Raw genomic sequence first — 15,266 nt, forward strand, 5'->3', positions numbered from 1 at the left:
AACTTAAAACAATTTTATTATTTTACTATTTGTCTTTATTTCAAAACGATCGCACCAAGTGGAGGCAAGTGGAGATTTAATTCATATTTCATTTCTTTTTTATCTACAAGTACGCATTCTATTGTAGGGTTGTAGACATCACCTGTGCCCCAGTACTTTTTGGAGTCGCTGTTAAAAATCTCTTCCCAGGCGGGCTTATCATTGGCATACAACTTCCAATTTAGCTTTGGTTCAGGTTTAAGATTTAGTATGATCAACAGATCATCTTTCGGTTTTTTGCCTTTTCTGCGATAAGCAATTACGCATTCGGCTCGATGATTCAGATCTATCCATTCAAATCCATAAATATTAAACTGATTTTCATACAATGCCGGCTGGGCACGCAGCAAAAAATTAAGATCCCGAACGCAATCCTTCAACATCCGGTGACTGTCATATTGTAGCAACTCCCATTGCAACTCAGATTTATAGTTCCATTCACTTGTTGCACCGAACTCATCACCCATGAAAATTAGCTTACCCCCAGGGTGAGTTATCATATAACTATACATTGCCCGCAGGTTCGCAAATTTTTGCCAGTCATCCCCGGGCATTTTATACAGCATTGGTGATTTTCCATGAACAACTTCATCGTGGCTGAGGGGCAACATGAAATTTTCATCATAATAATACATCATGCTGAATGCGAATTTATCCTGGTGATGTTCCCGGTGATACGGATCCATCTTAAAATAATTCAGGGTATCGTGCATCCAGCCCATCATCCATTTCATTCCGAAGCCCAGGCCACCTGCAAATGTTGGATTGGAAACTCCGGGCCAGTCCGTCGCTTCTTCAGCAATGGTTTGAATATCCGGAAAATCGCGGTAAAGCGTTTCATTTAGATCTCTGATAAAGGCGATGGCCTCAAGGTTGCCATCTCCACCCTGTTCATTTGGTTCCCACTGACCATGTGTTCTTGAATAATTTAATTTCAACATGGAACTCACTGCATCCACTCTTAAACCATCTGCATGAAATTTTTCCATCCAGAACCGGGCGTTGCTGATCAGGAATGACTTCACTTCTCCCCTCCTGTAATTAAAAATATAGCTGTTCCAGTCCGGATGAAATCCTTTACGCATGTCTGCATACTCATAAGTATGATTACCATCGAACATGAATAAACCATGTGAGTCGTATGGAAAATGCGAAGGAACCCAATCGAGAATAATTCCAATGCCGGCCTGGTGCAGTTCATCTACCAACCGCATAAAATCCTGTGGTGCACCGAACCTGGAAGTAGGGGCAAAATATCCGGCACCCTGGTATCCCCAGCTGCCATCATAAGGATGTTCCATTACTGGCATAAACTCAACATGGGTGAAACCCATTTCCTTGAGATAAGGAACTAAATTTTCACGTATAACATCGTAAGTATTGTAAGACTCCTCATCATGTTTATTCGGGCGCATCCAGCTCGCCAGGTGAATTTCATAAACACTCCATGGAGCAGTAAGTGCATTGTGTTTACTTCTTTTTTCCATCCAGTCTTCATCCTGCCAATCGTAATCCAGCTTCCAGGTGATTGAAGCAGTGAGCGGTCTCTTCTCCCAAAAATTTGCATAAGGATCCCCTTTATCCATTTTGCGACCCTCGTATCCGTGAATGTGATATTTATAAGACTCACCTTTGGGAATATCTGGAATGAACCCTTCCCAGATTCCGGATTTATCCAGCCTTACAAATAAGGGATGTGAAGTAGTGTTCCAGTCATTGAAGTTGCCGATTACGGAAATATATGTTGCGTTGGGAGCCCAAACCGCAAAATAATAACCTTCTTTGCCCAAAACAGTTTGTTGGTGCGATCCAAGCACGTCGTATAAACGATAATGTGTTCCATTCTGAAAATTTGTGATGTCCTCTTCAGAAAGCATTGAATAGTTCCAGACCGGTTTGGTACTGTCTACAAAATGTATGTCTTCGTATTTTATAGTCGTCACTTCGGCGGATTTACTTTTTTTTGATGAAGATTTTTTTCCTGAATGCCCTTTGTCTGACTTTTGCCCCGGTTTATCTTTCCCCGGTCTAATACTATCGGGGATTGAGTGGTCGGGATTTTTTTCACCTTTATGTTTTTTCTTATCGGCTTTTTTCAACAATACCTCCTGATCCTTCCTGGATTTTTTTTCCTCTTTTTCCCCTTTTTTTGCTGATTTACCCACTGATTTTTTTTCCGTTTTCTTTCCTGATTTTTTTTTTACCGGTATCTTTTGACTGGCTGTGAATACCCTGTATTGAGTCGTTTTGGCTGTTAATAATTATTGGAATTTCGATATCTGGTCCGATGCCTTGTCCGGTATTTTCGTTTGGATGTTCTATAAGTGTACCGCTTATAAAGTTATCGTTATCCTTTGAATTAGTGATCTCAGAATTTGAGATTTCAGGATCTTGCTCAGACTCGTTTACAGGGAAGTTTGATTCGTCCGGCAGATTATCAGCATTAAAAGAATTATTTATCTGAGATTTTTTTATGGATTTTTTACCGGTCTGAGTCATAGCAAGCCTTTTATGTAATTGTTTGAAAAAAGATCGCGTTTAACTTTAATTTAAAACTTTTAATAGTCATTCGATCAAAAAATATGAGATATTGGGAGGCAATCGTGAGCGAAGAAAATAATAGACAGGAATTGCCGCTTTAAAATTGCTAAACCTTATTAATGAAGAAACTTACTGCGGGGATCCTGTTCCTCCTTGGGTCGATACAGTTTTGTATTGCCCAATCGGCATCAATTAAAGGTACCGTAATTGATACCAGTGAAAAGAAAAACCTTTCGAACGCTGTAGTTGCGATTCTACGCAAATCTGACTCCGTTTTAGTAAAATTTACCCGTACTGACAAAGATGGAAACTTCAATCTGAATAAGCTGCCGCAGGGACAGTTTTTCATGCTTGTTACCCACCCCAATTATGCTGATTACTTTGACAACGCTGATCTTGATGGCAAGTCGGAAATCACGATGAAAACAGTGCCAATGATCACCAAGGCCCAGTTGCTGGAGGAGGTGATTGTTAAGCAACAGTTGGGAGCCATCAGGATGAAAAAAGATACCACTGAATTTATTGCAGATAGTTTTAAACTGGCCCCTAATGCCACTGTAGAAGATCTCCTTCGAAGACTTCCGGGTTTCCAGGTTGATAAGGATGGAAAAATTACTGCACAGGGAGAGAACGTGCCAAAGGTACTTGTAGACGGCGAAGAGTTTTTTGGCAATGATCCTACTGTTGCCATACAAAATATCAGGGCAGATAACGTAGAGCGGGTGCAGTTGTATGACAAAAAAAGCGATCAGGCTGCATTCTCGGGTATTGATGATGGTGAACGAACGAAAACGGTGAATCTGAAACTTAAAGAGAACAAAAAGAATGGCTATTTTGGTAAGGTAAGCGTTGGCGGTGGCCTTCCAAACAGCTTTCAGAATGAGGGTATGATAAACGCTTTCAAAGGCAAGCGAAAAATTGCAGCTTTTGGAACGATGGCCAATACTGGCAAAACCGGGTTAAACTGGCAGGATAATAACAACTATAGCAGCGGCTCAGAAATGATCGAAATGGATGATGGAATGGGCTTTTATATGTCAAACAATGATGATTTCGGAGGTGGCGGATCATATTATGGCGAAGGCTTACCCACAGGCTGGAGCGCAGGTCTGCATTATTCCAACAAGTATAATGAAGGGAAAAACTCGCTCAATGGCAGCTACCGTTTCAATAAATTAAATACGATTGGAAATGGAAGAACGAACACCCAATACATACTTCCGGATACACTTTATTATCGTAACGAAGTAACAAACAACCAGCAGCAACGTATGCGGAACCTGGTAAATGGTACCTATGAGGCGCAAATTGATTCGTTCACTTCAATCAAGGTAACAGCAAACGGTTCAATCGGAAAAACAGAACAGTTCAATTATAGCTTGTCCGAATCATTAAACGAAGGTTTGCAGAAGGTGAATCAAAGTGAACGAATAAGCCTTAATAAGGCCGACAATCAATCTTTAACTACAACCGCCTTGCTGAGGAAACGATTCAAGAAGCCAGGTCGTACCATGTCGCTCAACTTTAATCAAACCTATAACAATCGCGAAGCAGATGGGTTTTTGCTTTCAGATAACCGGTATTATAATGAAGACAATTCATTAAAATCCCGCGATTCAATAAATCAGAAGAAGGAAAATAATAACAATGCGCTTACGCTTGCGGGCAAGGTCGTGTTCACGGAAGCTATCACAAAAACCTTTTTTGTGGAAGCCAATTACAGTATTGCTTCCAGCGATAGCAGAACGGAGCGCATAACGCTTGGAAATGTAAATGGCAAATATGAGGACTATGTCGATTCACTGAGTACAGATTATGAGTTTGATGTATTGACAAATCGTGGTGGATTAAGTTTCCGGGTAAACAAAAAGAAATATAATCTCTCTGTTGGATCAGATATCTCTAACAGCAATTTCAAACAGAAAGATCTTTTACAGGACACCACATTAAATTATGATTATGTAAACCTGTTTCCAAGAGCAAACTTTCAATATATAATGGGCCCTCAGCGACGCCTTTCATTCAATTATAATGGAAACACCAGGCAACCGACCATAGACCAGTTGCAGCCATTGCGGGATAATAGTGATCCACTCAACGTGTACCGCGGTAATCCAAATCTTAAACAGGAGTTCAGAAACCAGTTCAGGCTTAGTTTCAGCGATTATAAGGTATTGACGAGCCGGAATATTTATGCCAGCTTTAGTTTGAATGTTGTTGATAATGCCATTGGCACTGCGGAACAATTTGACTATGCGCTCGGTAAGAGAATTTACGCACCAGTCAATGTTGACGGTAATTACAACTTTAATGGATATATGGGTTATGGCTGGAAGATCAAAAAAATTGATCTGAATGTCAATTTCAACCTCGATGCAAGTACCGGGAAAAACAACACCATTGTAAACGGTGAAAAAAATGTAAACACAAACAGCAGGTATGGTGGCGGTGTGAATCTTTATTATTTCAAACAAAAGAAAGTGAACCTGGGCCTCTGGAGTTCGGTGAGCCGCAACATTTCCGAATCAAGCATAAGGCCAGATGTGGCAACAAAATACTGGGCAGCCAATATCAATCCGAATGCAACGGTATATCTCCCTAAAAAATTTGAACTGGGCACCGACGGAAGTATAGATCTGAGAGAAAGAACGGATTTGTTTACCAGGAACCTCAATGTTATTAAATGGAATGCCTGGGTGGCGAAAAAGTTCTTCAAGGAAGAATCGCTGATGCTTCGCTTCGAAGTAAGGGATATCCTGGATCAGAATATCGGTTTCCAAAGGAACATATCCAGTACTAATATCACAGAAAGAACCTATGATACCTTAAGAAGATTCTGGTTACTATCGCTGACTTATAACTTTAATAAAAACGGGAAGGCACCAGCCAATCCCTGGGATTAATAAAAACTTATTGCATGAAAAACATTATTTTAACCTTCATTATAATTGCCACAGGTCTGACTTCATTTAGTCAGAAATTTGTTTCAAGCGGAAAGATTGAGTTTGAACGAAAGGTGAACCTGCATAAACTTTATGATTATGAAGGAACCTGGGGAGACTATATAAAGAAAAATGCTCCGCAGTTTCTTACCTCCTATTTTGATCTTACATTCAGGGAAGACAAATCGGTCTACAAACCTGGCCGGGAAGTAACTGACATAAAAGCCAACAACTGGAAGAACTTTCCGGGATCAGAAAATACCGTCTTCAACGACTATACCAGTGCCAGCTTTACAAGCTCAAAGCAGGTTTTTGAGCAATTGTTCCTGATCCAGGATACGATGCCAAAAATGAAATGGAAACTCGCTGCAGAGACAAGAAAAATTGCAGGGTTTCTTTGCCGCCGTGCAGAAACCATCATCATGGATTCAGTTTATGTAGTTGCATTCTACACGGATGAGATTCTTGCCACTGGTGGACCTGAGTCATTTAATGGTTTACCGGGGATGATATTGGGTATTGCGATCCCAAGGATGCATGTCACGCTGTTTGCTACAAAACTTGAACTGATGGATGTAAAAGAAACTGATCTGAAGCTGCCGGCAAAGGGTAAGAAAACAAATCTTGCCAATCTTAAAACTACCTTGCAGTCGAGTATGAAAAACTGGGGCAAGGAAGCAAACAGGAATATCTGGTTCCTGACGATTTAGTTCAATACCAGCACCTGCAGACTTTTGGCCGGAAGTACCATAGTATTTTTGATATCAAGAAGATTGCCGGTGATCACATCTTTTCCATTGGTGAAATTTGCTGTTCGCTCAAGGAACCGGTTTCCATTAAGAGGCATTTCACGATCATTGGTATTCATGATACACATTACGGTCTGATCTGCATCGTACCTGAAGTAAACATAAACACCGTCTTCAGGAACATACTGCATGGTTTTCCCGGTTTTTAAAGCCGAAGATGACTTCCGGAAATTGGCTATGCTCCTGGTATAGTTATACATTTCGTTTTCCTGTGGGCTCCGTCCTTCCGGTATGAACTTGTTTTGCTGATCCCCGGGCCATCCACCAGGAAAATCGAGCCTCACCAACCCGTCCGGGTTAGCAAAGTTTTTCATCAATATTTCAGTGCCATAATATAATTGCGGGATGCCCCGGAATGTCAATAGCCAGGCTATCCCCATTTTTAGTTTGTTGAAGTCTTCGCTTACAACAGAATAAAAACGGCTGACATCATGATTGTCAAGGAAGATGACATTATTTAACGGATTCGCATATACAAAGTCGTTAGCCATGGTCTGGTAGAGGCGATTTACTCCTTCTGTCCATCCGAAGGCCTGGGTGGTAGCAGGCAGAATTCCATATAAATTGAGCTGGAAATCAGTAACACCCGGTAAATTACTTTTGAAAGGAATATCAAATTTATTCCTTGTAAAATAGGCCTGGTTAACTACTCCATGTACCCAGGTTTCGCCAAACATATGCAGTTTTGGAAATTCATCAAGCAACGCTTTGTTACAACGGTTCATGAAATCAAGATCGTTGTAAGCATAGGTATCAATCCTCCATCCATCCAGGCCAAACTCTTCCGTAGACCAGATCGCGTGCTGGATCAGAAAGTTAGCAACGAATGGATTTTTCTGATTAAGATCCGGCATAGATGGAACAAACCAGCCATCACTCATTCTTTTCCGGTCAGCTTCGGAAGCATAGGGATCCATTAAAACCTGGTCCTTATAAGTAGTGTTTGTATAATCCGGCCACCAGTGAAACCAGGAACTATCCGGTAAAGAATGGAACAAATGATGTTCTTTCCCGACATGATTATAAACTGCATCCTGTATAATCTTCATGCCTTTTGTATGAATAGCATTCACCAGCTCATGATATGCAGCGTTTCCACCCAGGCGTTTATCAACCTGGTAATGATCTGTAAATGCATATCCATGTTCTGATCTTTCCGGCATATCATTTTCAAGAACGGGGTTCAGCCAGATTGCGGTCACTCCCAGCCCCTGCAGGTAATCGAGGTGATTTTGAACACCTTTCAGGTCGCCCCCATGGCGATGAAAGATCTCGTTCCTGTTCAGCGTTTGATCTTTGTAGCCAGGAATCCTGTCGTTCGAAGGATCCCCATTGCTAAAGCGGTCAGGCATGATCAGATACATAAAGTCGGAGGATGAAACACCCTGTATCCTTGTGCGACCGTCCCCTGGATTTTTTGTTTTGAGCTGGTAATTGACCGTATAGCGTGAACCAGCAACCGTATTTCCGATATTGATTTTGCAATTGCCTGCCCTGGCTGTAGAAGCGATATTAAGATCCAGCGCGAGATAATCAGTGTTTGTAAACTTTTTAAACGATACAACACTCAAGCCCGGATAGCTGATAGTAACTTTTGGTGTACCAAGTGAAATGCCGGGTGCATGTATAAGCAGCTGAAGTTTTTTACTTTTCATTCCAACCCACCAATGAGTCGGATAAACCTTTATCGTGTCCTGCGCGTTTACCGGATTGATAAAAATGACTGACAAGCAGATTAGCAAAAACTTCATGACTTGATTCATGACTTGATTCATGACTTGATTGTTTCCTGTTTAATCCGGATAGCGCCGGGATCATATACATAAATAACGCTGGCAGCAGCACAAAGTAAAAATATGCCGGATAGTGTTAGTGCATAAACCGGCTGATTGTTGTAAATGTATTTGACCATTGGGCCGCCAATAATACCATTCAGAATCTGCGGTATTGTTATAAAAAAATTGAATATGCCCATATAGATTCCCATCTTGCCGGCAGGTATCGAACTGGCCAGTATTACATAGGGCATAGCAAGTATACTTGCCCATGAAATGCCCACACAAGCCATTGAAAATATCAGGAATTCTTTGTTAGGTGCAAAATAAAAAGATATGAGACCGAGTCCACCGATCAGCAAAGAGAATGCATGTGTATTTTTTCTCCCGATCTTTTTTGCAATATATGGAAGCAACAATGCATAAACTGTTGAGACGGCATTGTAAACTCCAAAAATCACCCCGGTCCAGACCTGGGCTTCACGATATCCGCTCGAACTTTTATCTTCTATTGAGAGTCCAAAAATATGTGTAGCTATTGAATCAGTAGTAAACACCCACATTCCAAACAAAGCGAACCATGAAAAAAACTGGACAAGACCCAGCTGTTTCATTGTCTTTGGCATTTTCCTGAAATCAGAAAAAATATTTGACAACCCTTTATGATGGTCTTCGTTTTTGCCATGATAGCTTTCGTATTGCGCAGGCGGATATTCCTTGGTTTTAAAAACCGTCCATAAGATGCTTGCGACAAACACAGCAGAACCCATATAGAAAGAAAACTTAACGTTATCAGCCACAACTCCTTCAGGTGCATCACTTGAAATGTTGAACCAATTTGTCAATATCCATGGAAGAAAAGATCCGGCAACAGCTCCCACCCCAATTAATGAAGTCTGGATAGAAAATCCCAATGTGGTTTGTGAGTCGGGAAGGTTATCGGCAACCAATGCCCTGAAAGGCTCCATCGCAAGATTAAAACATGCGTCCATGATCATAAGAAAGCCGGCCCCTATAATTACAAGGGGTGCAATAGAACCAAGTATCCCGGCATTCGGCATCAGTGCGAGTGCACTGGCAGATAACAGCGCTCCTGCAAGAAAATAAGGTTTGCGCCTGCCCAGCCGGTTCCAGGTGCGGTCACTGTAGTGACCTACGATAGGCTGCACGATGAGTCCGACCAGCGGCGCTGCAAGCCAGAACCAGGATAAATGTTCAACATCGGCTCCATAATTTCTTAAGATACCGCTTGCATTCGATGTCTGTAATGCAAAGCCGAATTGAATACCAAGAAAACCAAAACTCATGTTGAAAATCTGCCAGAAATTCAACCTTGGTTTAGGTTTTAGTTCCGGTGCAGTTGAAACGGCAGCGGGGGCGGCGGTTGGGGTTAAAGCCATAGCAATCGTTTATTGTACGTGTAAGAACTACATGTTTTATAAAAGTATATAAAAAAAGCCAGTCTGATTTCCAATTGATGAAGCGAGGCTTCAACCGGGCATGGAAATCAGACTGGCTGATTTTTATCGTTTAATTCAGATCAGGTAATAATATTAACTAAGTCAGATAATAAGATTAGCTATGATGAGATAATAATATTAACCAAGATCAGATAATAATATTAACTAAGATCAGATAACAAAGCCGTTCGGGATAATGGCACCTTTCTTAACTACGATGACACCATCTTTGACTGTGTAAAGGCTATGATCAGCGCTTTCCAGGTGTGGACCACCATTTATGCGAACATCATTTCCTATCCGGCAGTTCTTATCTATAATCGCATTGCGGATATAACAACGTTCTCCGATACCAAGTTTAGGCAAACCTTTCTCTTGTGAGTAGGCCATGTCTTCGATGGTTTCGTAATAATCAGTACCCATGATATAGCTGCTGACTATAGTGGTGCCGAGTCCAATCCGGCTGCGTATCCCGATCACACTGTTCTCAACCCGGCTTGCCTGGATAATACAGCCTTCAGCAATGATCGTTTTTTCGAGTGTGGTACCGCTGATTTTGGCAGGAGGCAGCATCCTGGCCCTGGTATATACAGCATTCGAATTGTCAAAAAGGTTGAAAGGCGGTACATCCTGGGTAAGAGCGAGGTTTGCCTCAAAAAACGAATAGATATTTCCAATGTCGGTCCAATAACCACCATATTGGTAACTCACTACCTTATATTTATCGATTGAAGAAGGGATGATTTCCTTTCCAAAATCTGCTGAATCTTTGTGGGTTTCCGTTAGCAATTCATATAACAACTTCCGGTTAAATATATAGATACCCATGGAGGCAAGATAATTTCTTCCGAGGGCCTTCATTTCGTCGCCGGTATCACTGACCCAGTCTGGCAGTAATTCCTTTTTTGGTTTTTCTATGAATGAGGTAATGAAATTGCTTTCGTCTGATTTCAATATACCAAATTCCGGTGCGTCCCTTTGTCCTACCGGTATCGTTGCGACAGTTATGTCTGCGCCCAGATCCTGGTGATTTTGCAGCATTTCCTGGAAATCCATCTGGTAAAGCTGATCACCGGAAAGTATCAGAATGTATTCAAAATCGTGTTGATTGAGGTGCCTTAGCGATTGGCGCACCGCATCAGCAGTACCCTGGAACCAGGAAGGGTTGTCAGGGGTTTGTTCAGCAGCCAGGATATCTACAAAGGCGCTGCTGAAGACGCTGAAATGATAGGTGTTTTTTATGTGTTTGTTCAGCGACGCCGAATTGAACTGTGTCAGCACGAACATTCGTGTGATACCTGAATTGATACAGTTGGAGATCGGTATGTCTACGAGGCGGTATTTACCGGCGATCGGAACCGCAGGTTTTGAACGGCTGGCTGTGAGCGGATACAATCTTGTACCTGCCCCACCTCCTAAAATAATAGCAAGCGTTTTCTGTGTCATAACATTCGTTTTTATAGTAACCCCCTGTAGTAAATATATTGAAGTATTTAATATTGAACATTTATATTAGGGATGATCAATATTATATATTAGGGTTGATCAATATTAAAAGATAAATACAAAGACCCCGATATAACTAGCTTAGACTTTCATATACTTTGATATACTGTATCACACTGCTTTCCCAGCTGAAATCCAGCTGCATAATTTGACTCCTGATATTACTCATTTTTTTCCGGTCGCGGAATAATTCAACGGCCCTGAAAACGCCATGTGAAATATCGCCAACACTTGCATAATCATAACATATACCATAACCGCCGGGATCCCCGAAATCTTTCACAGTGTCCTTTAAACCACCGGTACGCCTTACCATTGGGACAGTGCCATAACGCATCGCATACATCTGGTTTAAACCACAGGGTTCAACCCTTGAAGGCATCAGCAGGAAATCTGCACCAGCATACATAACATGACTAAGCGTTTCATTATATCCAATAAAAATATTGAAATCATACTGGGAAATTTGCAACAGATCCTGCAACCCTCTTTGAACATCCGGTTCTCCGCTGCCCAGGATAAGAAAGTTCATCTTACGGCCAATAAAGAAAAACGTATCACTGATCACTTGTGGAAGAAGATCAGCACCTTTCTCTCCAACCATCCTGCCTATAAACACGATTAAGGGTTTTTCAAAATCGAGATTAAATTGCTCGCATAACTGCATTTTATTTTTTGCCTTACCTGCTTCAACCTGGTTCAGCGTGTACTGGTAACTGATATATGTATCTGTTGAAGGATCCCAGACATCAGTATCGATTCCATTTAATATCCCGCTGCATTTACCTTTTTCATATTCAAACAAAGCTTCCAGGCCATTGCTCATGTATTTCAATTCGTCAAGGTAACTGGGACTTACAGTAGTTACTTTATCTGCACATTTGATTCCACTCGCTAAAGGATTGATGGTGTTTTTCCAGTCAAGCATACCCCAGTGCCACATGTCCCATTCCGGTATATAACTACTCCTTTCCCATCCCATCCATCCCTGGTATTCTGCATTATGAATCGTTAATACAGAAGAAATGGATTTGATCTTTGAAAACCGGTAACAGTATTTCATCATAAAAGGGATCAGGGCAGTGTGATGATCATGACAATGAATCACATCAGGCATATGTTGCCATACGTTGACCCAATCAAGCACACTGATCTGGAAGGCCGTGAAGCGTTCGGTGTCGTCATCGTAACCATAAACCTTTTCGCGGTCAAGCAGACCATTTATATCGAGCAGATAAAGATCGAAACCGAGTTTGTTTGTCTTTTCCTTTATTATAGTATACTCAAACCACCAGTTACCGAGGTTAGTACCACCTTTATGCACAACCTCCCATTCATTTGCATAAAGAAATTTGGTACGATACATTGGCATCACCACTTTAGCCAGATGACCCATCTGGTTAAGATACTTTGGAAGTGCGCCAACCACATCACCCAATCCACCTGCTTTGGCCACCGGATAACATTCTGCCGAGACGTGAAGTATTTCCATGCTAAGTAAACTAGTGAATTTAAGTGAATAAGGAATTCAATTTAGGAAGGTTTTGTAAATGAAGCATCAAGCAATGAAAAAATTTTTCAGGCGGGAAAAACTTGCTACTTTCAACACTTAATTTCAAATCTGGAATATTGCTTATGAATCAGGTTAAACAACCAACAAATACACTAAGAGAAGATTTGCTTACTACTCCGGGCAAACTACCAACAAACACAGGAGCCTTAGCAACGTTAGTTATCGTTTTTTTCTTTTGGGGATTTATTGCAGCGTCAAACAGTATCCTGATTCCATTTTGTAAATCTCACTTTGACTTAAATCAGTTCCAGTCTCAGTTAATCGGTTCAGCCTTTTACGGAGCATACTTCATTGGATCTTTAATATTGTTTATAGCCTCAAACAGTTCTGGTCATGATATCCTGAACAGGATGGGTTATAAAAAGGGCATAATATACGGCCTGTTAATATCAATTGTCGGTGCCCTACTCATCATCCCTTCCGCAAACGCCAATTCTTTTCCAGCTATACTTGCGTCGTTATTCGTAGTTGCCCTGGGATTTTCCTTGCAACAAACAGCAGCACAACCGTTTGCAATTGCACTTGGTGATCCATCAACCGGATCCCATCGCTTAAATCTTGCCGGCGGCATCAATTCATTCGGAACCACACTTGGACCAATCATCATCAATATTTTCTTGTTTGGCTCACCCGGAAGCGAAGTAAAAGAGGTTACGATTACGAACATTAATACATTATATCTTATAGTCGCTGGTGTCTTTCTGGCGGTTGCTATATTTTTTGCAATGTCAAAGCTGCCGGCAGGCAAAAATGACGACAAGTTTGAAAAAGCAAACAAGGCAGCGGGATCACTAATGATGATGACTGCAAGTATTGTTGTTATTATACTTATTGGTCAGCTGACTGCTGTGCCAAAACTTACACTCCTGATTCTTACTATTGCCAGCGTTATTGCCATATTGTTTTATTCAAATAACAGCGCTATTAAAAGACCTGAGGGCTGGGGTGCAATGCGATATCAACAATTGATTTATGGGATGATCGGCATATTTGTATATGTCGGTGTAGAAGTCACCATTGACAATAACTTCGGGGCTTTACTACAAACTCCCGGCTATCTGACCGAAAGCGGTTTGACCGAGAGTACCATATCGAAATATATCTCTTTGTACTGGGGAAGTCTTATGATAGGAAGATGGACCGGCGCAATTTCCGTGTTTAATCTTTCACCTTTTTATAAGAGGATAGCCATGGTGGTTGTACCATTCATTGCTTTTGGCGTTATCCTGTTTGCAAACCAACTGAATGGTAAGGATGTCACGGATCTTTATGGCTTCGCAATCTGGGTTTTTGTAGCCATCATCGCTTTTTTCTATGGTCAGGAAAAACCAGTCAAAACATTGGTTACCGTGTCTGTACTGGCGACGATTGCTATGTTGATCGGTATCTTTACTACCGGGATTATGTCAGTATATGCGTTCATGGCCGGCGGTCTTTGTTGTTCTGTTATGTGGCCATGTATATTTTCACTTGGTGTGGGAGGATTGGGAAAATATACCAGCCAGGGTTCAGCTTTCCTGATCATGATGATACTTGGAGGTGCAGTTATACCGCCGTTCCAGGGTTCATTGGGAGACATTACCTCTATAGGGTTCCATAATTCATATATAATTGCAGCTGTTTGTTTTGCGCTACTTGCCTTTATCGCCCTTAAGCTCAGGTCTGTACTTAGAAGCCAGGGATTGGATTTTGACAAACAGATCGGAGGAGGACATTAAGGTAAATCCTGGTTTCGTATATTGATAGCCATTAGAAATTGTAAATTGTACTTTTGCACATATGGAAAAAACAACTTCCTCTTTGGATGCTTTGGTGATAGGTATTGACATTGGAGGTACCGGTACTAAGTTTGGGATCGTTGACCGCAACGGAAATGTACTTTTTTCAAGCGAGATCTCTACCCGCGCGCACGCTGACGTTGACAGTTTTATTGATGATTTGCATGAGAGTCTTTACCCGCTGATCGTTAAAGCAGGAGGCCAGGGAAGAATCAAGGGCATTGGTGTTGGAGCGCCTAATGGCAATTTTTACACGGGTACAATAGAATACGCTCCTAACCTGCCATGGAAAGGAATTATTCCACTCTCAAAACTGATACAAGACAAATTTCAATTACCTGTGTCTTTGACCAATGATGCCAACGCAGCTGCAATTGGAGAAATGATGTATGGGGCAGCCCAGGGTATGAAGGATTTCATCATGATTACTCTTGGAACCGGCGTTGGCAGCGGGATTGTCGCCAATGGGCACCTGATTTACGGTCATGATGGTTTTGCTGGTGAACTAGGTCATACTATAATCATTCCTGACGGTCGTTTACACCAGGGTACCGGCAAATATGGATCATTGGAAAGTTATGCATCGGCTACCGGTGTTATGCTCACAGCCATAGAAATGCTGGAAAAAAGCAAGGAGCCAAGTTTGCTTCGCGCCGTTCCAAAAGCAAAGCTTGATTCAAAAGCCGTTTACGAAGCAGCAATCCAGGGTGATAAACTCGCCAAAGAGATTTTTGAATACACAGGCAAAATACTGGGTCTTGCCCTGGCAAACTTTATTATGTTTTCAAGCCCGCAGGCAATTATACTTTTCGGTGGATTAACAAAGGCTGGTGATTAAATATT

The 15,266-nt window shown here is 41.5% G+C and carries 10 protein-coding genes; 4 read left to right on the top strand and 6 right to left on the bottom strand.

Annotated elements, in window-relative coordinates; genetic code table 11:
* Positions 1–35 precede the first annotated feature (35 nt).
* Together glgB and VK664_RS20335 are read right to left on the bottom strand one after the other, a co-directional pair.
* Positions 36–2,204 (bottom strand): 1,4-alpha-glucan branching protein GlgB, encoded by a 2,169-nt coding sequence (gene glgB / locus VK664_RS20330; RefSeq protein WP_461400536.1) that lies wholly within the window; start codon positions 2,202–2,204, stop codon positions 36–38.
* Positions 2,197–2,538: a hypothetical protein gene (locus tag VK664_RS20335; RefSeq protein ID WP_461400537.1), complete on the bottom strand. Its 342-nt coding sequence runs from the start codon at positions 2,536–2,538 to the stop codon at positions 2,197–2,199. Before VK664_RS20335 ends, glgB begins: the two co-directional genes overlap by 8 nt.
* A 161-nt stretch (positions 2,539–2,699) precedes the next feature.
* Here VK664_RS20335 and VK664_RS20340 point away from each other — a divergent pair, with 161 nt between their 5' ends.
* Both VK664_RS20340 and VK664_RS20345 read left to right on the top strand, forming a co-directional pair.
* Complete coding sequence (locus VK664_RS20340) at positions 2,700–5,483, top strand: outer membrane beta-barrel protein (RefSeq protein ID WP_461400538.1); 2,784 nt, start codon at positions 2,700–2,702, stop codon at positions 5,481–5,483.
* Positions 5,484–5,497: 14 nt separating this feature from the next.
* Positions 5,498–6,232: a GLPGLI family protein gene (locus VK664_RS20345; RefSeq protein ID WP_461400539.1), complete on the top strand. Its 735-nt coding sequence runs from the start codon at positions 5,498–5,500 to the stop codon at positions 6,230–6,232.
* Here the strand turns inward: VK664_RS20345 and VK664_RS20350 are convergent.
* The 4 genes from VK664_RS20350 to VK664_RS20365 form a co-directional block, all read right to left on the bottom strand.
* Positions 6,229–8,061 carry a glycoside hydrolase family 13 protein gene (locus VK664_RS20350; RefSeq protein WP_461400540.1) on the bottom strand — a complete coding sequence of 611 codons (1,833 nt, stop codon included), beginning with the start codon at positions 8,059–8,061 and terminating at the stop codon, positions 6,229–6,231. The genes VK664_RS20345 and VK664_RS20350 overlap by 4 nt on opposite strands.
* A gap of 41 nt (positions 8,062–8,102) precedes the next feature.
* Positions 8,103–9,506 carry an MFS transporter gene (locus VK664_RS20355; RefSeq protein WP_461400541.1) on the bottom strand — a complete coding sequence of 468 codons (1,404 nt, stop codon included), beginning with the start codon at positions 9,504–9,506 and terminating at the stop codon, positions 8,103–8,105.
* Positions 9,507–9,737: 231 nt separating this feature from the next.
* Entirely contained in the window at positions 9,738–11,012 is a 1,275-nt protein-coding gene (locus VK664_RS20360; protein ID WP_461400542.1) for a glucose-1-phosphate adenylyltransferase, read from the bottom strand.
* Between the two features lie 136 nt (positions 11,013–11,148).
* Positions 11,149–12,564, bottom strand: coding sequence for a glycogen synthase (locus VK664_RS20365; protein ID WP_461400543.1), 1,416 nt, complete (start codon positions 12,562–12,564; stop codon positions 11,149–11,151).
* Between the two features lie 143 nt (positions 12,565–12,707).
* Here VK664_RS20365 and VK664_RS20370 point away from each other — a divergent pair, with 143 nt between their 5' ends.
* Positions 12,708–14,363 (top strand): MFS transporter, encoded by a 1,656-nt coding sequence (locus VK664_RS20370; protein ID WP_461400544.1) that lies wholly within the window; start codon positions 12,708–12,710, stop codon positions 14,361–14,363.
* A 61-nt stretch (positions 14,364–14,424) separates the two neighbouring features.
* The gene (locus VK664_RS20375; RefSeq protein ID WP_461400545.1) at positions 14,425–15,261 is read left to right on the top strand and encodes an ROK family protein; all 837 of its coding nucleotides are present in this window, start codon (positions 14,425–14,427) and stop codon (positions 15,259–15,261) included.
* Positions 15,262–15,266: the final 5 nt, after the last annotated feature.

This window comes from Flavitalea sp., from assembly GCF_035489435.1.
Lineage (GTDB): Bacteria > Bacteroidota > Bacteroidia > Chitinophagales > Chitinophagaceae > DATHKG01.